This is a genomic window from Rhizobium sp. LjRoot30, assembly GCF_964253915.1.
Classification (GTDB): Bacteria; Pseudomonadota; Alphaproteobacteria; order Rhizobiales; family Rhizobiaceae; genus Metarhizobium.
The window spans coordinates 168,889-190,841 of the sequence record NZ_CAXUSG020000002.1 but is presented as its reverse complement, the minus strand read 5'-3'; the positions used below and the strand labels follow the sequence as shown (position 1 = coordinate 190,841).

Annotated in this window: 22 protein-coding genes; 13 read left to right on the top strand and 9 right to left on the bottom strand. The window is 61.3% G+C overall.

The features are described 5' to 3' along the window. Nucleotides 1-57: 57 nt before the first annotated feature. From ACSQ3I_RS04875 to ACSQ3I_RS04860, 4 genes are read left to right on the top strand one after another with little or no spacing between them, the layout of a single operon-like run. A complete protein-coding gene (locus tag ACSQ3I_RS04875; protein WP_435996584.1) occupies nt 58-1,296 on the top strand; it encodes an NAD(P)/FAD-dependent oxidoreductase in 1,239 nt (412 codons plus the stop codon). Between the two features lie 35 nt (nt 1,297-1,331). Beyond that, nucleotides 1,332-2,807: an aldehyde dehydrogenase family protein gene (locus ACSQ3I_RS04870; protein WP_435996582.1), complete on the top strand. Its 1,476-nt coding sequence runs from the start codon at nt 1,332-1,334 to the stop codon at nt 2,805-2,807. Between the two features lie 10 nt (nt 2,808-2,817). Further along, nucleotides 2,818-3,576, top strand: coding sequence for an SDR family NAD(P)-dependent oxidoreductase (locus ACSQ3I_RS04865; protein ID WP_435996580.1), 759 nt, complete (start codon nt 2,818-2,820; stop codon nt 3,574-3,576). 17 nt (nt 3,577-3,593) lie between these two features. Further along, nucleotides 3,594-4,349 carry an SDR family NAD(P)-dependent oxidoreductase gene (locus ACSQ3I_RS04860; protein ID WP_435996578.1) on the top strand — a complete coding sequence of 252 codons (756 nt, stop codon included), beginning with the start codon at nt 3,594-3,596 and terminating at the stop codon, nt 4,347-4,349. 94 nt (nt 4,350-4,443) lie between these two features. Here the strand turns inward: ACSQ3I_RS04860 and ACSQ3I_RS04855 are convergent, their stop codons facing one another. The 8 genes from ACSQ3I_RS04855 to ACSQ3I_RS04820 form a co-directional block, all read right to left on the bottom strand. Next, nucleotides 4,444-4,863, bottom strand: a complete 420-nt coding sequence (locus ACSQ3I_RS04855; protein WP_435996577.1) for a GlcG/HbpS family heme-binding protein — start codon at nt 4,861-4,863, stop codon at nt 4,444-4,446. 24 nt (nt 4,864-4,887) lie between these two features. Beyond that, complete coding sequence (locus tag ACSQ3I_RS04850) at nt 4,888-5,202, bottom strand: NIPSNAP family protein (protein ID WP_435996576.1); 315 nt, start codon at nt 5,200-5,202, stop codon at nt 4,888-4,890. Between the two features lie 31 nt (nt 5,203-5,233). Continuing rightward, nucleotides 5,234-5,986, bottom strand: a complete 753-nt coding sequence (locus tag ACSQ3I_RS04845; RefSeq protein ID WP_435996574.1) for an SDR family oxidoreductase — start codon at nt 5,984-5,986, stop codon at nt 5,234-5,236. Between the two features lie 8 nt (nt 5,987-5,994). Next, complete coding sequence (locus ACSQ3I_RS04840; protein ID WP_435996572.1) at nt 5,995-6,795, bottom strand: aspartate dehydrogenase; 801 nt, start codon at nt 6,793-6,795, stop codon at nt 5,995-5,997. Beyond that, on the bottom strand, nt 6,788-7,585 hold the full coding sequence (locus ACSQ3I_RS04835) for an alpha/beta fold hydrolase (RefSeq protein ID WP_435996570.1): 798 nt from the start codon (nt 7,583-7,585) through the stop codon (nt 6,788-6,790). Before ACSQ3I_RS04835 ends, ACSQ3I_RS04840 begins: the two co-directional genes overlap by 8 nt. Before the next feature lie 77 nt (nt 7,586-7,662). Further along, nucleotides 7,663-8,178: a cupin domain-containing protein gene (locus tag ACSQ3I_RS04830; protein ID WP_435996568.1), complete on the bottom strand. Its 516-nt coding sequence runs from the start codon at nt 8,176-8,178 to the stop codon at nt 7,663-7,665. Between the two features lie 44 nt (nt 8,179-8,222). Beyond that, the gene (locus ACSQ3I_RS04825) at nt 8,223-9,257 is read right to left on the bottom strand and encodes a proline racemase family protein (RefSeq protein WP_435996566.1); all 1,035 of its coding nucleotides are present in this window, start codon (nt 9,255-9,257) and stop codon (nt 8,223-8,225) included. A gap of 108 nt (nt 9,258-9,365) precedes the next feature. After that, nucleotides 9,366-10,457, bottom strand: coding sequence for a LacI family DNA-binding transcriptional regulator (locus ACSQ3I_RS04820; RefSeq protein ID WP_435996564.1), 1,092 nt, complete (start codon nt 10,455-10,457; stop codon nt 9,366-9,368). Nucleotides 10,458-10,714: 257 nt separating this feature from the next. On the opposite strand from ACSQ3I_RS04820, the gene ACSQ3I_RS04815 reads away from it, so the two are divergent. The 6 genes from ACSQ3I_RS04815 to ACSQ3I_RS04790 all read left to right on the top strand — a co-directional run bounded on the left by ACSQ3I_RS04815 (nt 10,715) and on the right by ACSQ3I_RS04790 (nt 17,883). Further along, entirely contained in the window at nt 10,715-11,374 is a 660-nt protein-coding gene (locus ACSQ3I_RS04815; protein WP_435996563.1) for an HAD family hydrolase, read from the top strand. Between the two features lie 26 nt (nt 11,375-11,400). Beyond that, nucleotides 11,401-12,582: an MFS transporter gene (locus ACSQ3I_RS04810; protein ID WP_435996561.1), complete on the top strand. Its 1,182-nt coding sequence runs from the start codon at nt 11,401-11,403 to the stop codon at nt 12,580-12,582. A gap of 135 nt (nt 12,583-12,717) precedes the next feature. Beyond that, the gene (locus tag ACSQ3I_RS04805) at nt 12,718-14,325 is read left to right on the top strand and encodes a GMC family oxidoreductase (protein WP_435996560.1); all 1,608 of its coding nucleotides are present in this window, start codon (nt 12,718-12,720) and stop codon (nt 14,323-14,325) included. Between the two features lie 402 nt (nt 14,326-14,727). Continuing rightward, nucleotides 14,728-15,801: a substrate-binding domain-containing protein gene (locus ACSQ3I_RS04800; RefSeq protein ID WP_435996558.1), complete on the top strand. Its 1,074-nt coding sequence runs from the start codon at nt 14,728-14,730 to the stop codon at nt 15,799-15,801. A gap of 65 nt (nt 15,802-15,866) precedes the next feature. Next, nucleotides 15,867-16,667 carry an ATP-binding cassette domain-containing protein gene (locus ACSQ3I_RS04795; RefSeq protein WP_435996556.1) on the top strand — a complete coding sequence of 267 codons (801 nt, stop codon included), beginning with the start codon at nt 15,867-15,869 and terminating at the stop codon, nt 16,665-16,667. Further along, nucleotides 16,660-17,883: a sugar ABC transporter permease gene (locus tag ACSQ3I_RS04790; protein ID WP_435996554.1), complete on the top strand. Its 1,224-nt coding sequence runs from the start codon at nt 16,660-16,662 to the stop codon at nt 17,881-17,883. The genes ACSQ3I_RS04795 and ACSQ3I_RS04790 overlap by 8 nt, the downstream gene beginning before the upstream one ends. Before the next feature lie 101 nt (nt 17,884-17,984). Here the strand turns inward: ACSQ3I_RS04790 and ACSQ3I_RS04785 are convergent, their stop codons facing one another. Then, complete coding sequence (locus ACSQ3I_RS04785; RefSeq protein WP_435996552.1) at nt 17,985-18,950, bottom strand: LysR family transcriptional regulator; 966 nt, start codon at nt 18,948-18,950, stop codon at nt 17,985-17,987. A 117-nt stretch (nt 18,951-19,067) separates the two neighbouring features. Here ACSQ3I_RS04785 and ACSQ3I_RS04780 point away from each other — a divergent pair, with 117 nt between their 5' ends. The 3 genes from ACSQ3I_RS04780 (at nt 19,068) to ACSQ3I_RS04770 (ending at nt 21,716) form a co-directional block, all read left to right on the top strand. Beyond that, on the top strand, nt 19,068-20,054 hold the full coding sequence (locus ACSQ3I_RS04780) for an amidohydrolase family protein (protein WP_435996550.1): 987 nt from the start codon (nt 19,068-19,070) through the stop codon (nt 20,052-20,054). Between the two features lie 8 nt (nt 20,055-20,062). Further along, the gene (locus ACSQ3I_RS04775; RefSeq protein ID WP_435996548.1) at nt 20,063-21,286 is read left to right on the top strand and encodes an amidohydrolase family protein; all 1,224 of its coding nucleotides are present in this window, start codon (nt 20,063-20,065) and stop codon (nt 21,284-21,286) included. A gap of 193 nt (nt 21,287-21,479) precedes the next feature. Next, nucleotides 21,480-21,716 (top strand): hypothetical protein, encoded by a 237-nt coding sequence (locus ACSQ3I_RS04770; RefSeq protein ID WP_435997543.1) that lies wholly within the window; start codon nt 21,480-21,482, stop codon nt 21,714-21,716. Nucleotides 21,717-21,953: the final 237 nt, after the last annotated feature.

Here is a 21,953-nt window from a genome sequence, read left to right as displayed (position 1 = left end):
TGTGCTGCCGGGGCACAGGCGTGTCCCGGCCGGCATTTCCAATCAGAGGATTAAAAAGTGTCTCCCATCGTCGTCGTCGGAGCCGGCATCATCGGCACTGCCATCGCCTACGAACTGCAGCGGCGCGGCCGGTCCGTGGTGCTCGTCGACAGAAGCGGGCCAGGGCAGGGTGCATCCTATGGCAACATGGCGAGCATCGCCGTCACGGAGTTCATGCCCGCGTCGCGCCCCGGCATCTGGGCGCAGATGCCGAAATGGCTTCTCGACCCCGAAGGCCCGGTGCGCATCCGCCCGTCCTACATGCCGCGCCTGCTCCCCTGGTTCCTGCGGTTCCTGAATGCGAGCCGTCCTTCGAAACTCCGCGAGATCGAAGCGGCAGGCGCGGTTCTCTGCGGGCGGGTGCACGAAGACCTCGATGCGCTGCTCACGGCGACCGGCTTGCAAGGTATGCTTGGCGCCGAAGGCTGCCTGAGCGTCTATGCCGACGAGGCCGAATTCCGTGCGGACCGGGAGCATGTCGAGATCCTCGACCGCTTCGGCTTCCGGTATGAAATCCTCGGCGGCTATGCCATTCGCGACCTCGAACCCGCCGTGACGACCGGGATCGGCAAGGCACTGCTGTTTCCCGACAATCGGTCGATTTCCGATCCCCACAAGCTTGTCCTCGGCCTAGCAGACAGGTTTCAGGCGTTGGGCGGTGTTCTGGAGCGAGGGGATGTCGTCGGTTTCGATCATGACGATGCGGGCGTCACCGCGATCCGGCTGGCGGACGGGCGGCGGCTTGCGACCGGCTCCGTGGTGTTTGCGGCCGGAGCGTTCACGGCGCGCCTTTCCGCCATGCTGAAGGAACCGATCCCGCTCGAAACCGAACGCGGTTACCACACCCAGATCATGGCGCCCGGTCTTTCGATGCGGCATTCGCTGATCTGGCCGGCCCGAGCCTTCATGGTGACTCCCACCGCCGGCGGCATCCGGGTCGGCGGCACGGTCGAGATGGCCGGCCTCGATGCGCCGCCGGACTACAGGCGTGCGAAAGTGCTGGTGAAACGGGCGCGAGAAGCCTTGCCCGGCCTGAAGGTCGAGCAGACCAGCGAATGGATGGGGCATCGCCCGGCCCTGCCCGACACGGTGCCGGTCATCGGACCGTCGGCCAAGCGCAGGAACGTCTGGTACGCCACCGGCCATGGACATCTGGGCCTGACCTACGGTGCAACGACCGCGCGCCTTTTGGCCGATCTCATGACCGGCGTCACGCCCCCCGTGGATATGAAACCCTACCGCGTCGACCGTTTTTAACCACGGTTTGCGTGTCCGGCAGGAAGGAACAGACAATGCGCAACGAACTCTACATCGATGGCAAATGGGTCAAGCCCCTCAAGGGCGGCACTGCAGACGTGATAAATCCGGCAACGGAGGAGTTCATCCAGACGATTGCCGCAGCCACAACGGAAGACGTCGATATCGCCGTCAAGGCAGCACGACGTGCCTTCGACAAGGACGGTTGGCCAAAACTTTCCGGCGCAAGGCGCGCGGCTTATCTGCGGGCGATTGCCGACGGTATTCGCGCCCGGCAGGCGGAGATCGCCCGGCTGGAAGTTCTCGACAACGGAAAGCCGCTTCCAGAGGCGGACTGGGATGTCGCCGATGCCGCCGGCTGCTTCGATTTTTATGCCGGCCTTGCCGAACAGCTCGACAACAACCCCGCAGAGGTGATCACGCTTGGCGATGACAGGTTTATCTCGAAAGCGGTGAAGGAACCGATCGGCGTCGCCGGCGCCATCATTCCCTGGAATTATCCCTTGCTGATGGCCGCCTGGAAGGTCGCGCCGGCCCTTGCGGCCGGCTGCACCGTCGTCCTCAAACCGGCGGAACTGACATCGCTGACGGCGCTCGAACTGGCTGCCATCGCCGACGAGGCGGGATTGCCCGCCGGCGTGCTGAATATCGTCACCGGGGCCGGTTCCGTTGCCGGCCAGGCGATCATCGACCACGAGGGCGTCGACAAGCTGGCGTTTACCGGCTCCGGGCCGGTCGGCTCGAAGATCATGGCGGCCGCCGCCCGCGACATCAAGCGCATCAGCCTCGAACTCGGCGGCAAGTCACCCTTCGTCATCTTCGAGGATGCCGACATCGACGAGGCCGTCGAATGGATCATGTTCGGCATCTTCTGGAACCAGGGCCAGGTCTGCTCCGCGACTTCTCGCGTCCTGGTGCATGAAGCGATTTACGAACGGCTGCTCGCCCGGCTCGTCGAGGAAGCCGACAGGATTAAGATCGGCAACGGTCTCGATGAGGGCGTCCTTCTCGGGCCGCTTGTCTCCAAGCGTCAGTACGAGCAGGTGCTTTCCGCCATCGAAAATGCCCGCAAAGCCGGGGCGACGGTTGCGTGTGGCGGCACCCGCCCGGACGGTTTCGACAAGGGATATTATCTTCGCCCGACGATCCTGACCGACGTTCCGCTCGACAGCGATGCCTGGGTCGAGGAGATTTTTGGACCGGTGGTCTGCGTCCGGCCTTTTGCGACGGAAGAGGAGGCCATCGACCTGGCCAACAATTCCCGCTTCGGCCTTGCCGCCGCGGTTATGTCCAAGGACGATGTCCGGGCGGAACGGGTTGCTGCGGCGTTCCGGGCCGGCATCGTCTGGATCAATTGTTCCCAGCCGACGTTCACGGAAGCGCCGTGGGGTGGCTACAAGCAGTCCGGCATCGGCCGCGAACTCGGCCGCTGGGGTCTCGAAAACTATCTCGAGACGAAGCAGATCACCAAATACGTCACCGACAAGCCTTGGGGCTGGTACATCAAGTGAGGGAAACGCCATGACCCAGCCGCTTGCAGGACAAGCCATTCTCGTCACCGGCGCTTCAGGCGGCATCGGTGCTGCCATCGTCGAACGCCTTGCCGGCGAAGGCGCCCGGCCGATCATCCATTACGGCCGCGACCGGGCAGGGGCCGAAGCCTTGCTTTCCCGCATCGGTGGTGATGGATGGATCGTACAGGCCGACCTTTCCGCCGCGGAAGGCCCCTTTCGCCTGTGGCAGCAAGCGGTTGCCGCCGCCGGGCGCATTCACGGGCTCGTCAACAATGCCGGCATCCGCACCGAGATCTCCGTCGAGGCATCCGCCGAGGACTGGAGGGCTGCCTGGCAGAAGGAATTCCAGATCAATTTCTTTGCTGCCGCCGACCTTTGCAAGGAAGCGATCGGCCATTTCAAGGCGAATGGCGGCGGTCGCATCGTCAACATGGCAAGCCGGGCGGGGCAGCGCGGCTATGCGGCCGACGCCATGCCCTACGGCGCCACCAAGGCAGCGCTCGTCAACCTGACGAAATCGATCGCCCGCAGTTTTGGCGCAGACGGCATCACGGCGATGGCGATCGCCCCCGGCTGGGTTCGCACCGACATGGCGGAAGATTTTGTCGCCGCTCATGGCAAGGCTGCGGCCGTGGCAGACATTCCCATTGGCGAAATGGCCGCGCCGCAGGAGGTGGCGGAACTGGTCGCATTCATCCTGCGGCCATCGCAGGCCTCGCTCAACGGCGCGACACTCGATGTCAACGGCGGCAGTTACATTCGATAGAACAGAGGAAATGTCTCATGAAACGGTTCGAAAACAAGGTTGCGGTGGTAACGGGTGCCGGCGGCGGTATCGGCTCGGCGATTGCGCGCCGCCTGGCCGCCGAAGGCGCCCATGTCGTGGTGACCGATGTCAACGCCGAAGCGGCCGGGATCGTCGTGACGGCGATTGAGGCCGAGGGCGGCAAGGCCACCGCCATCGCTGCCGATATTTCCAGGAAGGAAGCCTGCTTCACGCTTGTCGAAAAAGCCTTCCAGCTGGAGGGCCGTCTCGACGTCCTCGTCAACAATGCCGGGATCAACCGGCGCGGCAATCTCCTGTCCCTCTCGGATGAGGACTGGGACATCAGTTTTACCGTCAACCTCGACTCGATGTTCAACCTATGCCGCGCCACGCTTCCGCACATGATCGCCGCCGGCGGTGGCGCCATCGTCAACACCGCGTCTCAGTGGGGCCTCTATCCCGCCCCCAACCATATTGCCTACAACACGACGAAAGCCGCCGTCGCCGCCTTCACGCAGAACCTTGCCCGCGACTACGCGCCGGACAAGATCCGCGTCAACGCAGTCTGCCCGGGAGAGATCCACACGCCGATGCTCGAGGCGGGCGTACGGCGCTCCGGGCGCACCATCGCCGATCTGGACAAACTGGTGCCCTACGGCCGGATCGGCAAACCCGAGGAGGTTGCCGCACTCGTCGCATTCCTGGCATCGGAAGAGGCTGCCTTCATGTGTGGTTCGCTGGTCGAAATTACCGGCGCACAAGCCGTCGCGTGATTTTTGCCTTGGGTGGAAGACGCTGAGCCCGGCAATGCGCCTTTTGGACATTGCCGGGTTCAGTCAAATCCCGCACAGCAAGGTGGTTTCGATGTCAGAGAGCATCGGCGCCGATGGCGGCCAGTGCTGCCCGTGCCACGGCAAAATCCTGATCTCCCGTGCCGGACCCGACGCCGATCGCGCCGGCAAGCTTTCCACCAAATCGGATGGGCAGGCCGCCGGGCAGAGGCGTGACACCGCCCTGCGAGGCGATACCGGCCGAGGTGCCGAATTCGAAAGCCATGCTTCCGGTCGGCGCATTGATCGACGCGGCGGTCCGGGCTTTCGAAAGCGCCGTCCGCATGCTCAGATATTTGGCACCATCCATCCTGACGCTGGCAAGCGTTTCACCGCTGCTGTCGACGATGAAGATGCATTGAGGCACGGCCATTTCTTCTGCGAAGGTCACGGCAGCGGTAAGGGCCTTGAGGGCGCCGGCATGGGTCAGCGCCAGCGTTTCTTTGACGTATTGCATGGTTTCTCGCTTCTGTTTCGGCCATCACGTTAGGGGAGAGAAGGGGGTCGGCGCAAGGAAACGGATCGTTTGCGTGTCGACCAGGCCCTTGATACTGGCGAGGTAGCCGGACCAATCCGGGTCGGCCAGCATTTTCTCCCGCCGTGCCGTGCGTTCGCCCAGATCCTGCCAGCGCCACATCGAGACGAAATGGTTCAACTCGCCGATATCGGAGGTAAAGAAGCCGACGGGTTCTCCGAGATGGGCGCGCTGGATCGGCAGGCCGAGCCGCATGTAACAATCGACGAAATCACCGAGGAAACCGGCCCGGATCCTGTAGTCTCGCTCTTCCAAAAGCATCGTCTGGTTCCCCTGAAAATGCTGACCGAGCTCACCAGGCCGAGGCACCGCCATCGATCGTCATCATCGATCCGGTAGCAAAGGTGGATTCGTCGCTGGCAAGATAGAGGATGGCCTTGGCGATATCATCCGGCTGGCCGACGCGGGCCATCGGCGAACGAGCCTTGAGGCCACGGACGAAGGCGTCCGGATCGGCGACCTCCTTGAGCATCTTGTCGTAATAGTTCGACCAGATCACACCGGGGGCGACCGAATTGACCCGGATGTTGTCGTCCGCATGGTCGAGGGCCATGGCACGGGTGAGGGCGCTGACGCCACCCTTGGCGGCGACATAAGCAGCGCGATCCTTGATGCCGAACGTAACGATGTTCGAGGCGGTGTTGACGATGCTGCCGCCGCCGCGCGCGCGAAGTGCGGGCACGGCGTATTTGGAGCAGAGATAGACACCCTTGAGGTTGACGGCGACGATATCGTCCCAATCGTCCTCCCCGGTGGTTTCCACCGTGCCGATCATGCCGCGGCCGGCATTGTTGACGATGATGTCGAGGCCGCCGAATGTGGATACGGCAAGATCGACCATCGCCTTGACTTCGGCGCTGTTGCGGACGTCGACCTTGCAGCCGATGGCATTCTGGCCTAACGCTTCCGCCACGCTGTTGGCGGCATCGCCGTTAAAATCGGCGACGACAACCTTCGCGCCTTCACGGACGAAAACCTCCGCTGTGGCTGCGCCGATGCCGGCGCCGGCGCCGGTGACGATTGCGATTTTATCCTGAAGACGCATGGTGGACCTCACAGTTCTATTCTCTGGAAATGACGACGGAGAGCCTGCTCGACGCTGAGGGCGGCGAGCCAGGATGTTTTCGGGTTGTCGGGCAGCGGCTTGTTGTGGAGCACGATATCGAAACTGCCGAACGAACCCACCGCACTGACGTGATGGCTGTTGCCATCCGCTGCGGGGTCGGCAACGAGGGTCACGGCCGTCTCGTCGAAGCCGACACCTGCAAGCGCCACCGCAGCCGTGACATTGGCGTTCTTGGGGTACAGGGACGAGGCCTCGCGGGCGTTGCCCTCGAAAATCACGGTTCGCTGCGCGAGCGCGGAAAGATCGCAGCTTTTTTCTGCCGGGCTGCCCTTCCAGGCGGCTGGAGGCTTGGTCCCGGTGTAGACCACGCGGTCGAGCCCGGCGAGTTTTGCCGCCCGCAGCGCGTCCAGCCCGCCAACCGCGCCGGAAACGACCGTCAAGCGGCTCTTGCCGTGTTCAGCAGCCCTATCGAGGGCATTCAGCAGTGCCGCATCGCCGAGACTGCCGATGGAGACGACGATGACATCAATCCCGGCCCGCAGCAGCGTCGGTACACAGTCTCGGACTGCTGCGTGGCTGGCGCATTCGACGACGACCGATGGTCCCCACTGTATCAGCGCATCGACGTCTCGGAAAAACACGATGCCGTCGTGCTCGACATCGGCTCCCTTCGATATCAGCCCTGCGGTGATCTTGATATCGCTACCGGACCTGTTCAGGGAATCGCGCAAGCTGCGCGCCATGGCACCAAAGCCGATGACGGCGACCTTGCCGGGATCTCTATTCATGTCTTTCCTCCAGGAACTGCCGCACCATGCCCGCGTAATCCGCCGGATGGACACGGGGGAAGAAGTGAGCGCCGTCGATCACCGCCAGACGGGCGTCGGGGATCGCTGCCGCCAGTTCCTGGCTGTGGGAAAAGGGGATCAAGGCATCGTCGGTCGCGCCGATCACCAGTGTCGGGGCAACGATCCTTGCAAGATCCTCGCTTCGTTCGTCGGTGAGAAGCATCTCGATGCGTGCTTGCGCCACCGACAAGGGCGACAGTGCCGCCGCGGCATTGTCGACGGCTCTTTGCAACAATTCCCTGTTCTGCTCGAGAAAGCGCGCCGGAAAACCGATGGCATGGGTCAGCTTCTGATAAACTCTCGGCCCCGCTTCGCGAAGCACGGCGAGCCGGGCTTCGAACATCGCCACGAAGCGGGCATCCGGCTTTTCCCAGCTGCCGCTGATGACGAGCGTTTTTACCCGTTCGGGCGCATCGAGCGCGATGTATTGCGCCACCATTCCACCCGTCGAATGGCCGACGACATGCGCTGACCCGATGTTTTCAGCGTCCAGGATTGCGATGGCATCGGCGGCGATCCGGGAAATCGAATAGGCGCCTTCGGGCCTGTCGCTGCGCCCCGTGCCGCGATGATCGAAGGCGATGACCCGGAAATGGTCCGTGAGCAGGGGAACGATGTCGTTCCAGAAACTCGCCGCTCCCCCGAGGCCGGGAATGAGCAGCAAGGCTTCGCCTTGGCCGGAGACGTCATACGTCACCCGGCATCCATCGGATACCGACACTATGGGCATGTTTCTTCTCGACGTTTGGGACATGTCCGGCTGAAGCAATGCGCCTGCCCGCCGGACAATGCGGCAAAAACAAAACTCTAGAGCTTGTCAGCCGCGACGAAGGCGGTGCGTTGCTCGATTTCCAGGACGTTGTCCGGCCGCGCAAACGGCTCCGGCGCTTTTTCACCCGGTAACATCGGCCGGCCGATTTCCTCGAAGAAGTGTTCAAGGCCGTTCGGCTGGATGAACCAGAGCCAATGAAGCTCCTGATCCGCGGAAGTGTTGATGAACATGTGCTTGCGATTGCGGCCGACGAAAATCGTCACGCCCGGCTCGGCGACATATTCCACGCCCTCGACAACGGCCTTGCCGGAACCGGAGATGAAATGCAGCACTTCGTCATGCACCGGATGGGCGTGCTCGCGCACATAGCCCTGTGGCGGAAGCGTTTGCGTTCCGAGGCTGAACGGCGTTTCGACGCCAACGGAATCGGGGGAAATCCGCACCGAGATATGACCGTTGGCGGGCACCGGTTGCCAAAAATTTTTTCCCTCTTCCGGCTTGAGGATCAGCACGTCGCCCTTCGTTCCCAGGTCTTCGGCTTTCTGTTCCATTCTCATTTCTCCTTGTGCGACTGTTGGAAACCGTGGCGACGAGCCTAGGTCGGCGTCTTCCAGGTATCGCCGAGCTTGTAACCGGTCGGGAATGGGTCGCGCGGGTCGAGGACATACTGGTGGAACGCGGTGATCCAGGCCGAACCGGTGATTGCCGGGCGAACGGCCGTCCGGTCTGCCACGGTGGTCGTTCCGAGGATTTCGCCGATGAATTCCGTGCCGAGGATCGACTCGTGCACGAATTTCTCTCCGACAGCGATCTGGCCCTTGGCATGCATCACCGCCAACCGGGCGCTCGTACCGGTGCCGCAGGGCGAGCGGTCGTGCCGCCCGGGCGAGACGATCACGGTGTTCTTCGAGCGCTTGATGCCGTTTTCCTCGCGGAGCGGCCCGGAAAAAAGCGTCTGGTTGATGGTGTGGATGTCAGGGTTTTCCGGATGCACGGCCGGGATCTGCTCCGCGGCCGCGCGCTTGATCGTTTCACCGACCTCGACCAGTTCCGACGCTTCATCGGGAGTAATGCCGTAACCCAGTTTCTGCGCATCGACGAGGACATAGATCATGCCGCCATATGCGACATCGACCACCATCGATCCCAGGCCGGGCACCTCGATCGTCCGGTCGAGCGCCATGGTGAAAGCCGGGACGTTGTCGAAGGTGATGCTTTCGCATTTCCCGCCGGCGCATGCCGCGGTAACGCGCACCAGACCCGCCGGCGCTTCCAACGTCAGGGTGGTGACCGGCTCGACCATCGGCACCATGCCGGTTTCCAGAAGCACGGTCGCGGTGCAGATCGTGTTGGTGCCTGACATCGGAACGTAAAATTCCGATTCCATGATGATGAAGCCGGCATCGGCATCCGGATGGGCGGAGGGCAGCACGAGATTGACGCATTGGGAGACCTTGCCGCGCGGCTCATGTAACAGGAACTGGCGCAGGTCGTCGCCGTGCTTTTCGAGATATTGCATTTTCTCGAACATGGTGGTGCCCGGAACGGCAAGCACGCCGCCGGTTATCACCTCGTTCAACTCGCCGGCCGCATGGGCGCCGACGACATTGATCATTCTGCTGAAACGCATTTCTCGCCATCCCCGTCAGTTCTATCGGGTCGAGACTGATGACCTCGAACTCACGAGATTATCAGTAAACGTTTTCTCAAAAGACGTCAATCAACGTTTTCGGCCACGTCACGCCGCGCGATCGGAAGCCTTGGGGGCTGCGGCAACGGAATCGCGCAGGATCAGGCTTGCCTCGAACTGCATCGACGTGAGGCTTTCGCCATGCTCGAGATTCGCGATCATCGCCCGGGCTGCATGGCGGCCGATATCACCTGACGGGACCGACAGCGTGGTCAGCGGTTGATAGAGCAGGGGGGCGAAGCTGACATCTTCAAAACCGCTGACCGAAAGTTGCCGCGGCACCTCGATGCCAAGCTTGCGGCATTCCGAAAGCACGCCGCACGCCAACAGGTCCGTGTTGCACATGACGGAAGTAACATTTGGATTTTGCTCGATGATCCGGCGGAAAGCCATGCCGCCGTCATTGATCGTGTAACCGGGTTGAACGACCTGCACGACCGTATTCAGGCCATTGTCGCGCATGATTTTTTCGTAGGCGTTCAGGCGTGCTTGTTGCCGATCGTTGCCCCGGGTGGGGCCGGAAATAAGGGCGACGTGCTTATGTCCGAACTGCAGCATGAGTTCGGCGATCTTCTGGGTGCACCGCGCGTTGTCGATGCCGACCGAGGGGAGGGGGTGGTCTTCGAGATAGGAGTAGACCTGAAGAACGGGAATCGGGTTTTTAGCAATAAATTCCAGAAGACGTTCGTCGTCTACTCGGCCGAATACAAGCAAACCTTCGGCGCCGCGATTGAATAACCGCAAGGCTGCATCGAATATCCTCGTATTGTCATAGCCGGACGTCTGGAGAAATCCGGCATATTCCTGCGCGAAAAGCGTTTCTTGTATGCCATGCGCCAATTCCGAAAAAATCGGATCATCGAGGCGGGGCAGGAGCGTCCCGATGGTGCGGGTCCGCGCCAGCCGCAGCGCCTTGCCGGCAGAGTTTGTCGTATATCCAAGCTGGGCTGCCGCTTGCAGTACCCGCTCGGACATCTCCTTGTTGACCGTCTCCGGCTTGTTCAACACCCGGGAAACAGTGGCAATCGATACGTTCGCGAGCTTCGCCACGTCGTGGACGGTCACACCGCGACCGCCCTGACCTTTGATTTTCATGGATTGCTCCTCGCCGCCCGGATCCTCGTCGGCATGATTGCGCATATTGGTTATATTTTGCCAGATTTCAATCGTCGCAAGAATTCGGCGTGAGATGGAATGGATTGATAGAAATCATGTAAACGTTTACAATTCGAATGAAATAGATGGCATGAGGGGCGAGGTGCGGCCTTGCTGAGAATGAGAATGTTTCGGTGAGGCCGACATATTCCCGGTAACGGGCGGTGCCCATTGCATCTCGAATCGGGTACGGCACTGCCGCAGCAAACCGCTTCCGTGCCCGTCTGCAGCCGGAGGATGACATGCCCTATCTCGATCGCTTCAAAACCATCATCTTCGACTTCGACGGCGTGATCCTGGACTCCGCACGCCTGAAAACCATGGCCTTTGCAGAGGCTTACAATGGCGAACCACCTGAAAAGCTGGCCGAGATCGTAGCTTACCAGCAACGGCATGGTGGTATCGGCCGGCGGCAAAAATTCGAATATTTCGAGCGCGAGATTTTTGGCCGGCCGGGCGACGAGGCAGCGGTGAACCGTCTGTGCGACCGGTTTGGGCAGATCATCGAGGCCGGCATGCTCTCCTGCGCCTGCATTCCCGGCGCCGAGCCGCTTTTGGCACGGCTGGAAAACGTCGTGCCGATGCATGTGGTTTCCGGCATGCCGGAGGAGGACCTGAAAATCGTCATCGAGCGCCGCGGGCTGTCGCGCTATTTCCGTACGGTTTCCGGCTCACCCAGATCCAAGCATGCCGAGTTCCTGGCCATCATGCAGATGGAAAATGCCCGGGCTTCCGAATGCCTTGCCGTCGGTGACTCCTTGACGGAGTTTCATGCAGCCCGCAAGATCGGCATTCCATTCCTCGCAATCGTCGCGCCCGATGTGGCCGACCTCTTTCCCACCGACGTCAAGAAAACCAGCGATCTCACCGACTTCGAGCAAGCCGCTCGCCGGGCCTGGTGACGCGCCGCAGTTACGAGCCTTTTCAGATGATAGCATCACATCAACGACCGTATCTCTCCTTCTTTCTGCTGGCGATTGCGACCGGCGCCTTCATGGCCCGTATCCCCGATCTCCAGACACGGCTTGGCATCGACAAGGCACAGCTTGGACTGACGTTGATCGGCCTGGCGGTCGGTTCGCTGATTTCACTTTCGGCCTCGGCGCCAATCATCGACCGGCTGGGCAGCAAGCGGACGCTCTCCATCGCCATACCCGGGATCGCCCTTCTGCTGGCCTTCACGCCGATGATGCCGAGCGCCCCCTTCGTTTTCGGTACGCTGTTTCTCGCAGGTTTGCTGGCGGGAACATTGGAACTGACGCTGAACGTCGAAATCGGCCGGATCGAAGCGCAATGCGGTTTCAGCATCATGAACCGTTCGCATGGTTTCTGGAGCATCGGGTTTTTCGTCACCGCGGTGACGGCGTCGTTCATTCGCCATGCAGAGATTCCCATGCAGACGCATATGGCCGTCATTGCAGCTATCGTGTTCGGCCTCACCGTCGTCAACGTCAAGGGCATGATCAACGCACCGAAGCCGGTAGTGGCCAACGAGGAGAAACCCCCGCTTGTCGCCTTCCCCACGCTTGCACTGATGCCGCTGTGCATCATCGGCATCTCGGCGTGCCTGGTGGAAGGGGCGGGGATCGACTGGTCGGCGATCTACATGCGCGACGTCTTCCAATCCGAACCGTTCATCGGCGGCTCTGGCCTGACGCTGTTTGCCTTCTTCATGGCGCTGACGCGGGTGACCATCGATCCCGTCGTCGATCGCTTCGGAGCCAGCGTGGTGGCGCGCGTGCTTCTGGTTGTCGCGGCGGCCGGACTGGCGATGGTCTGGATGGCCGAGCATGAGTATATTGCGCTGGCCGGCTTCGCCCTGATGGGCGGCGGTTGCAGCGCCGTTTATCCAATGGCAATTTCCGCCGCCAGCCAGAAGACCGACAGGCCGGCCGCCATCAACGTCGCCGCCGTCGGGCAGATGGCCTTCGCCGTGTTTTTCCTCGCCCCGCCACTTCTGGGTTTCGTGGCGGAAGCATGGGGTATGAAGGCTGTGTATGTCGTCTGCCTGCCCTTGATCCTTGTTTCGATCTTTGCAAGCGGCGCGCTGCAATCCGGTTCGCGGTCGAAATCGGCGGTAAGCCCGGCGAGCCACGAGACGGCGCTGTAACGGCCCAGCCGGTCTCGATCCGCGCACGAACGGCATAGTATGACTGAAAGTCATGGAGGAACGAGTGCGCGTGGCTTGATGGAGGGGCCGGTTTAAGCGAGGTAGGAAAGAACAGCGAATGTGGAGCCGGATGCCGTGAACAGTGAAGATTTCGATTTTGTCATCGTTGGCGGCGGATCTGCCGGAAGCGTCCTGGCCAACCGGCTGAGCGCACGCGGCGACCGCGTCCTGCTTCTGGAAGCCGGCGGCTCGGGCCGCGAAATCTCCTACGACCTGCCGTTCCTGGCCGCCAAGCTGTTTTCGTTCAAGCGTAATAACTGGGCGTACAACTGCCTGCCGCAGAAGAACATGGACGGGCGCACCCAATATTTTCCGCGCGGCAAGATGCTGGGCGGCTCGTTCATCTTCAACGGCGCGCAATATATTCGCGGCAACCCTTCCGACTTCGACACCTGGCGCCAGCTTGGCAACCCGGGCTGGTCGTTCGAGGATGTGCTGCCGTATTTCCGGAAGTCGGAGCAATATTTCGGCGGCGACAATGCCTTTCACAGCACCCAGGGACCGATGCCCGTCGCCAAGCCGCCGATGGTCAGCGAGTTGACGACGGCCTATCTGGAGGCCTGCCAGCAGGCCGGTTATCCCCTGAACAACGATTTTAACGGCGCATCACAGGACGGTTTTGGCGTCTACGATTTCAACATCGCCGGCGGGCGCCGCCAGACGACCGCAAAGACATTCCTGCGCCCCGCCATGCGCCGGCCGAACCTCAAGGTCGAGGTGAAAGCCAACGTCCACAAGGTGGTGGTCGAAAACGGCGTGGCTGTGGCCGTGGAATACGAAAAGGGCGGCGCGGTGCATCGGGTGCGGGCCAACCGCGAGATCGTCCTTGCCGCCGGCTCGTTCAATTCCCCGAAGATCCTGATGCTGTCGGGTATTGGCGATCAGGAAGCGCTCGGCAAACTCGGCATTTCTGCCGTCAAGCATCTGCCTGGTGTTGGCGCCAACCTGCAGGATCACGTCAACGTGTCGGTGGCGCACAGTTCGAAGAAACCGGTGTCCATGGCATCGTCACTGCGTATCCATTCGCTGACGCTGGCGATGATGAACAGCCTGCTGTTCAAAAAGGGTCAGGTTTCGCAGAGTCCGCTGGAAGCCGGTGGTTTTTTCAGCACCCAGCCCGGCGTCGATGCGCCTGAATGCCAGGCGGTGTTCATTCCCTATTATCCGGGGCAGGGCCTGAAAATCTGGATGCCGTGGGCCGACAAGCTGGAGGGGCATTCCTATGTGGTGCATGTCTGGCCGAACCGTCCGGAAAGCCGTGGCAAGATGTGGCTGAAATCGGCCGATCCGAAGGAGGCACCGGTCTTCGATCCGAACTTCCTGTCGTCCGAATACGATATGGCGATAACGCGGGAAGCCATCCGGGTCACCCGCAAGATTTTTGCGCAAGAGGCTTTCGAACCCTATCGCGGGCCGGAACTGACGCCGGGCGCCGATGTCCGGTCGGATGCGGAACTGGACGCCTATATCCGCAGCAGCTCCGGCATCGGCCACCACACCTGCGGCACCGCCAAGATGGGGCAGGATGCCATGGCGGTGGTCGATGAGACGCTGCGCGTTCACGGCATCGCCAAACTGCGCGTCGCCGATGCGTCGATCATGCCGACCATGGTCAGCGGCAACACCAATGCCGCAACGATCATGATCGCCGAGAAGGCCGCCGATATGATGCTGGCTGCCTGACGCTTCGACGCCTTGTCCGGCTATCGCCCGCCTTGATGCGGGGATTTCCGGCGAGGCATGACGACGAAATGCCGAACGACAAATCCGGCCCCGATGACGTTTTGCGTCGTCGGGGCCTTTTTTATCCTCCGGCATCCAAACCCCTGTGTTCTCCACCCGGCTCCGGGGACACGCCGCGCTTCTTGACAAACGTCACGAGCCAATCCGCATGAGAAAAAGTCATGATGGAATGACCGTGCTTATCTTGAGCAGGCGAAGGCGTCGCAATAGCCTGTTCTCACCTGATGAAACGGAGGAAGCGATCCGCCGCAAGGCGGACACCCTTCAGGCAATAAAAATAATCGTGAAATCTATGTCTTCTGCGGCCGGCTGGCCATATGGATTACAAAAGGGGAATGACCAATGAAAAGAACTCTCTCCGCCGCCCTGCTATCGGCCGTTGCCCTCTTCGGCACCGTGCCCTCGATGGCCGCCGAGCCTTCCGGCACAGTCTATCTGCTGGTGCCGAATGTCACCACCAATCGCTGGGCCAAGTTCGACATCCCGAACATGACGGAAGCGATGAAGAAGTATGCTCCGGGCATCGAGCTCCAGGTTCTCAACGCCAACGACGACATGCAGCAGCAGGTTTCGCAGGCTGAATCGGCGCTTGCCAGCGGCGCGCTGGGTATTATCCTCGTATCCGTCGATCCGCCGCGCTCGGCGAGCATTCTCGCCAAGGCCGAAGCCGATGGCGTGCCGATCGTGACCTATGCCCACGATCCCGGCCCCGGTCCGGTCTCCTACCACGTTTCCGTGCCGTTCAGCGATATCGGCGAAGCCCAGGGCAAATATCTCTCCGAGCACCTGCCGGAGCATCGTCCCGTCCGCCTGGCCTATATGCTCGGCGATCCGAAATTTGCTTTCTACAGCGAGCAAATGAAGGGTTTCGACAAATATCTGAAGCCGCTGATCGACAACGGCACCGTCGAGATCGTCTGCCAGGCTGATGCGCTTCTTTATCTCGCCGCCAATGCCCAGAAGAACATGGAGCAGTGCCTCACCAAGACCAACAACGAGGTGGACGGTGCCGTGGTGATGAACGACGACACTGGCGGCGGCGTCATCGCCGCATTGAGCGCGCAGGATATGGTCGGCAAGGTCAAGGTCTATGGCGGATACGACGCAACGCTGGAAGGCGTGCAGCGCGTGCTGCTCGGATGGCAGGCCGCCGACATGGCACCCCCCTACAAGGGAATGGCGGATGCCGCCGTGCAGTTGATCGTCTCGAAGATCAAGGGTGAAGAAGCGCCGGCGGGCGTCGTCAACGGCAATTGGCCCAACAACTTCACCGAGGGTGGCGTTCCGGCCCGCCTCGAACCGAACGTCTTCATTACGCCCGAGACCGTCCAGGCAAGCGTCATCGATGCCGGCCTTTTCTCGAAGGAAGAGTTGTGCGGCGGCATCGGCAAGGACGCCGAGTTCTGCAAGAAATGACACAGGCAAACACAGGAGCCGTCCCACAGGCGGCTCCTGCAAATAAACAAAATGGGGTCCTAGTCATGAACAACAACGAACCGCCGATCCTGGAGGTCCGCAACGTGTCGATCCGTTTCGGAGGCGTTGCTGCCCTTACCAAGGTGTCGCTCAGCATATGGCCGGGCGAAGTCGTCGCCCTGGTCGGTGACAACGGCGCCGGCAAGAGCACGCTGGTCAAGACGATTTCCGGCATTCAGTCGCCGGACGAGGGCGAAATCCTGGTGTCGGGAACGCCGCTTTCGCTGAAAAGCCCGCATGACGCCAATGCCGCAGGCATCCAGACCGTCTATCAGGACCTCGCCATCTGCGACAACCTCGACACCGTGCAGAACCTCTTCCTCGGCCGCGAATATTATCATCCATGGTACAAGGGCCGCCGGCTCGACCGCGCCCGCATGGAGGCGCGGGCAAAGGAGGTGCTGGCGAACCTCGACGTGAAGATCCGCGATATCAACGTCCCGGCCAACTCGCTCTCCGGCGGGCAGCGTCAATCCGTTGCCATCTGCCGCTCGATCCTTACCGATCCGCGTGTCGTCCTGCTCGACGAACCGACAGCCGCACTGGGTGTGGCGCAGCGCAAGCAGGTGCTGAACCTGATCGAGCGCCTGCGCGCCCAGGGCAGGGCAGTGATCGTCATTTCCCACGATCTGGGCGACGTCCAGCAGGTGGCCGACCGCGTTGTGGTGCTGCGGCTCGGCAACAAGGTGGCGGAAGTCAGCCGCGGCAAATACACCCGCGAAGAATTGGTCAGCGCCATCACCGGAATGATCAGCAACGAAGAAATGGCCGCCCGGTCCCGCAGCGAAGGAGCCGCCCATGTCTGATCACATAACGACCTCGGCCGCCTTCGCCAAACCCGTCACGCAGGAATCTCGCAAAATGAAGTTTGACGTTGCCTTGGGAGCGCTGGCGACACGGTATCGCATGCTACCGGTCCTTCTGGCGCTCGTGCTCATCTGGGCCTATTTCGCCTGGGCGAACCCGCTTTTCCTCAGCCCGCGAAACCTCTCAAACCTGTCGCTGCAGATCGTCACCACCGGCATTGTCGCGCTGGGCCTGATGTTCGTGCTGGTGATCGGCGAAATCGACCTTTCCGTCGCCGCCACCGGCGCAGTCTCGGCGGCGATCACGGCGGGTATGGCGGTCAACCAAGGTTTCGACACCGTCACGGCCGTGACCGCAGGCCTGCTCATCGGCGCGGCGATCGGCTGTGTGCAAGGCCTTGTCATCACCTACTTCCGAGCGCCCGCCTTCATCGTGACGCTCGGGACATCGCTTATCCTGCAAGGCATTCTGCTCGATCTGCTGCCGGCAAGCTCCAACCTGATTTCGCTGGTCGGCCAGCCGCTGGGCAAGATCGCGACGGTCTATCTTCCAGCTTTTGTCAGCATTGCCTTGCTCTGTGTGGTCATCCTGCTCAGCCTCGTCTTTCGGCTGCAATCCTATAACGCCAAGAAACGCAACGGCTTGCCGGCGTCGTTCCTTTGGTCGGTCGTTGCTCCTGCCGCGGCACTTGCCATCGTCGGCGCCATCGTCATCGCCGTCTTCAATTCCTACAGGGGCGTTCCGCTGCTCGTCGCATTCCTGCTCGGCCTGCTGGGTTTCTTCGCTTATGTCACGACCCAGACCCGCTTCGGTGTTTACCTCTATGCCATTGGCGCCAATGCGGAGGCAGCCCGCCGCGCCGGGATCTCCGTCCGGTTCCTGCGGGTCACAGCCTTCACGCTCACCGGGGTTTTCGCAGCCCTGGGCGGCATGATCGCCGCCGGTCGCGTCCTTGGTGTCTCTCCGGATTCGGCCGATACCACGCTTCTGCTGGAAGCGATTGCCGCAGCCGTCATCGGCGGAGTCAGCCTGTTCGGGGGCAGGGGTTCGGTATGGGCGGCACTGACTGGCGCCCTGGTGATCGGCAGCGTCTCCAACGGCATGCTGCTGGTCAACGCCTCGACGCAAACCCGGCTGGAAGTGCAGGGGGCCATTCTGACCCTCGCCGTGATCCTCGACGCCTATCTCTCCCGCAAGGCCAACAGGGGCCGCTGATTTTCCCAGATGCGGTTTCCCAAGCCGCATCACAAGACTGGACCGCCATGCATCCGAAAGGGTGGGGCGGTCCTTTTTTGCGGCATGTTTTCCTGGCCGTCCTACCGCATCAGCTGCAGGGTCTGCTCCGCGGTGCGCCGCGCTTCGGCCCGCAGGAACGTCCTGAATTTCTGCACACCCGGCTTGCTGCGCTTGCCTTTTGGGTAGACGAGATAATACCGCCACGGCGTCGGTACCGGAACGCTGTGAAGCAGCACCAGCCGGCCCGACGTCAATTCGTCGAGAACCATGAATGGCGGCATCAGGATAGCCCCCAGCCCTGAAATCGCTGCCTCTATGCCCATCTGATATTGCTCGAAGCGCGGCCCCTGGTTCGGATGAGGATGATCGATGCCGACATCCTTGAACCACTCGCGCCAGGCCGTTGGCCGATGGGTGTGCTGGATGAGGGTCAGTTCGAACAGCAGCCGCGCATTCGGGGCGACACCTTTCTTGATCAGCGCCGGCGAACACATCGGCACCAGAACTTCATCCATGATCAGTTCCGACAGGCTCCCGGGCCACGCCTCGCTGCCATAATGGATCGCGGCATCGATGTTGCTGCCGTCGAATTCGAAGTGGCCGATCCTTCCGGTGACCGAAATATCGATCGTCGGATTCTGCTTGAGGAAGCGGATCAGGCGCGGCGCCAGCCAACGGCTGCCGAGGCTGGGAAGCGTTGCGATGCTGAGCGATTCATGCGTGCTCTTGTAGGTCGCAAGCCGGAGTGTCGCGGCTCCCAATTCGCTCAGCAGCGTCGATACTTCCTCGAAATAGGCCGCTCCCGATTCCGTCAGCACCAGACCGTGCCCGGTACGCTCGAACAGCGGTGTCGCGGTGATTTCCTCGATGGAGCGCACGGCGCGGCTGACGCCGCTCTGCGTGATGTTCAGCTCTTCCGCCGCCCGCGAAAAACTCTTGTATTGCGCCGCCAGGATGAATGCCCGCAGGCTTGTCAGCGACGGCAGGCTTCCCTCGCGCTCGATGGCATCGATCGGCGTGGAACTGTCAGGCCCGGCTCTTTTCATCGCATGTCCACCTCATGACTTTTCGTCATGGAGACACAACTCCGTCCGTATTGTCAATCAAGCCCGACAACGCAAAATGGCTTCCGAACGAGCAATTCTGTCGTTGGAACAGTCGCAATGGATGTTGGAAAACAAATCGGTAGGGCACGCCAAACTCCCGCAAGGGCAGCAGATGAGGGAAAGTCATATCGTCTGAAGGTTTTCGACCCGCATCACCACCTCTGGGATCTCGATCGCAACAGCTATCCCTGGATGGAGCCGGGCACGCCCTCCATCGTCGGTGACCCCGCTCCCATCCGCAAGGATTACCTGCCGGAAGACTATCTCGCCGACACGGCGGATTTCGACCTCATCGGCACGGTACACCTGGATGGCGGGTTCGACCCGGAAAACCCGGTCGGAGAGACAGGCTTCGTACAGACACTGCATGAGCAAAGCGGCTTCCCCAATGCGATCGTCGGCCAGGTGGCGCTCGATAGTCCCCAGGCGGTGGAACTGATCGAGGCGCATATGGCGGCATCGCCGCTGTTCCGCGGCATCCGCCATATCGTCGCATGGCATCCGGACCCGCAGCTTCGTTATGTCGAGCGCAGCGATTACCTGCGGGACGAACGCTGGATACGCAATTTTGGCAAGCTTGCCGGTTACGGACTGTCCTTCGATACGCAGGTCTATCCGCATCAGATGGACGACGTCGCCCGGCTGGCGAGAACCCATGCCGAGACCCGGATCATCATCAACCAGGCGGGCATGCCGGACGGGCTCAGGACAGGAGACCTGTCAGGATGGAAGGCCGGCATGCGGCTGCTGTCCTCCTGCCACAATGTCTCCGTCAAGATTTCCGGTTTCGGCATGCTTTTGCCCGGCTGGACGCAGCAGGATGTCAAGCCGCTGATTGCGGAACTGGTCGATCTGTTCGGCCCGTCGCGCCTGATGTTTGCCAGCAATTTTCCCGTCGACAAACTCTTCCGGTCTTTCCGCGACATCTACACGGATTACGCCGAATGCGTGCGCTGGCTTTCACCCTCCGAGCAGGAGGAGATGTTCAGCGGTACCGCCATGCAGCTTTATCGCCCCGTTTTCCCCAGCGTCATCAGAAAGTGAAAAAGACAATGAGCCGGACCCTTCTCAAGAACGCATCGATCCTGGATGTGGACGCAGGGACACTTCTCGGGGAACGCGACGTTCTCGTCAGCGACGGCAAGATCGCCGAGATCGGCGATACGAAGCTGACGGTCGCCGACGCCCAGATCATCGACGTCAAGGGAAAGGTGCTGATGCCCGGCCTCTGCGACGCGCATGTGCATGTGATCGTGCCGATCAACAGCTTCCTGCAACTGACGAAATGGTCGCCTTTCTACACCGCGCTCAGGGCCATGCCGGTTCTGGAGGGCATGCTGATGCGCGGCTTCACCACCGTCCGTGACGCCGGCGGCGCCGATTTCGGGCTGGCCCGTGCCGTCGAGGAAAAACTCATCCCCAGCCCGCGCATCCTCTACAGCGGCAAGGCGATCTCGCAGACCGGCGGCCATGGCGACATGCGCGGTGCCGGCGAGAGCGAGTTCGACAGTCACTATTACGTCCCCAGCCTCGGCCGCATTGCCGACGGTGTCGATGCGGTCCGCCTCGCAGCCCGCGACGAGATCCGCCGTGGCGCCAGCCAGGTGAAACTCATGGTCGGCGGCGGGATTGCCTCCTATACCGATCCCATTCATTTCGTTCAATTTTCCGGCGAAGAAATCCGCGCTGCCGTCGAGGAGGCGGAAAATGCCGGGAAATACGTCATGGCGCATGCCTACACGGCACGCTGCATTCAGCATGCGGTCAAAAACGGCGTCCGCTCGATCGAGCACGGCAACTTTCTCGACGACGAAACGGCGATCATGATGAAGGAGCGCAATGCCATCCTCGTGCCCACCCTCGTCGCATACACAACGATGTGGGAGGAGGGACTACAGATCGGCATGCCGGCGGAGTTGCACGCCAAGATCAAATATGTCCTCGACGTCGGATCGATGCAGCTTGAGGTCGCGCAGCGGCATGGGGTGAAGATGGTCTACGGCACCGACCTTATCGGCCCGATCCACCGACACCAATCCATGGAGTTCAAGATCCGCGGCGAAGTCCTGCCGGCCATCGAGGTCATCCGCTCGGCAACCAGCTATGCGGCCGAACTGTTCCAGATGGAAGACCAGATCGGCAAGGTCAAAACCGGCCTGCGTGCAGATCTGCTGGTCGTCGACGGCAACCCGCTCGACGATCTGAATGCGCTGCAGGACCCGTCGCGGTTGTCGCTGATCATGAAAGACGGCGATATCTACCGGAATACGCTTTGAGTTTGGGAAAGCCGTCCTAATCAGACGGAAAGCCTATAGGCGCGAGCCCTGACGTGAACCCTGAAATGGACCAGCGAAGCCGGAGCCTTCCGGGTGCACGTCACATCGTTTCCTATTGACGAAGGCATTTTTCACCACGATACGGTCAAGCTGAAACTGTGCTAAGCACCAGCCAGGCAATATGAGGAATGTAATCGTGAGCGAACCGACCGTAGCAGATGCCATAAACCGCATTTATGAATCGCTTCAGGCGGACAATGCCGACATCGACGCGCATATCGCAACTCTCAAGGCAGCCTTGACGAAGGAGGGTTTGAAGGAAGCGGTATTCGACCCGACCAGGCTCGTGCAGAACAACCGTTCCGGCAGAAAGCTCATGCAGGCCTACTTTCGGCAACGTGGCGTAACGGTGAAATTCTCCGGTTCGTGAGTCCTTCCAACGGCGTAAACGCTTTGTGTTGGCGGGTCGAACCGCCCGCCAGTCCGGCTTCGGCTCCCATCTTCAGCACGAATTGAGGATGGGACCTTTGAGCAGCGCGCTGTGCCGCGGCTTGCGGCAACAATAATTGAGGACACGCCAACATCGGAACGCATAAAAGTTCCATAATCCATCTTATGCAAATCTTGATGGATGGTGGGCAGGTTCCATTTTCAAATGCGACGAAGC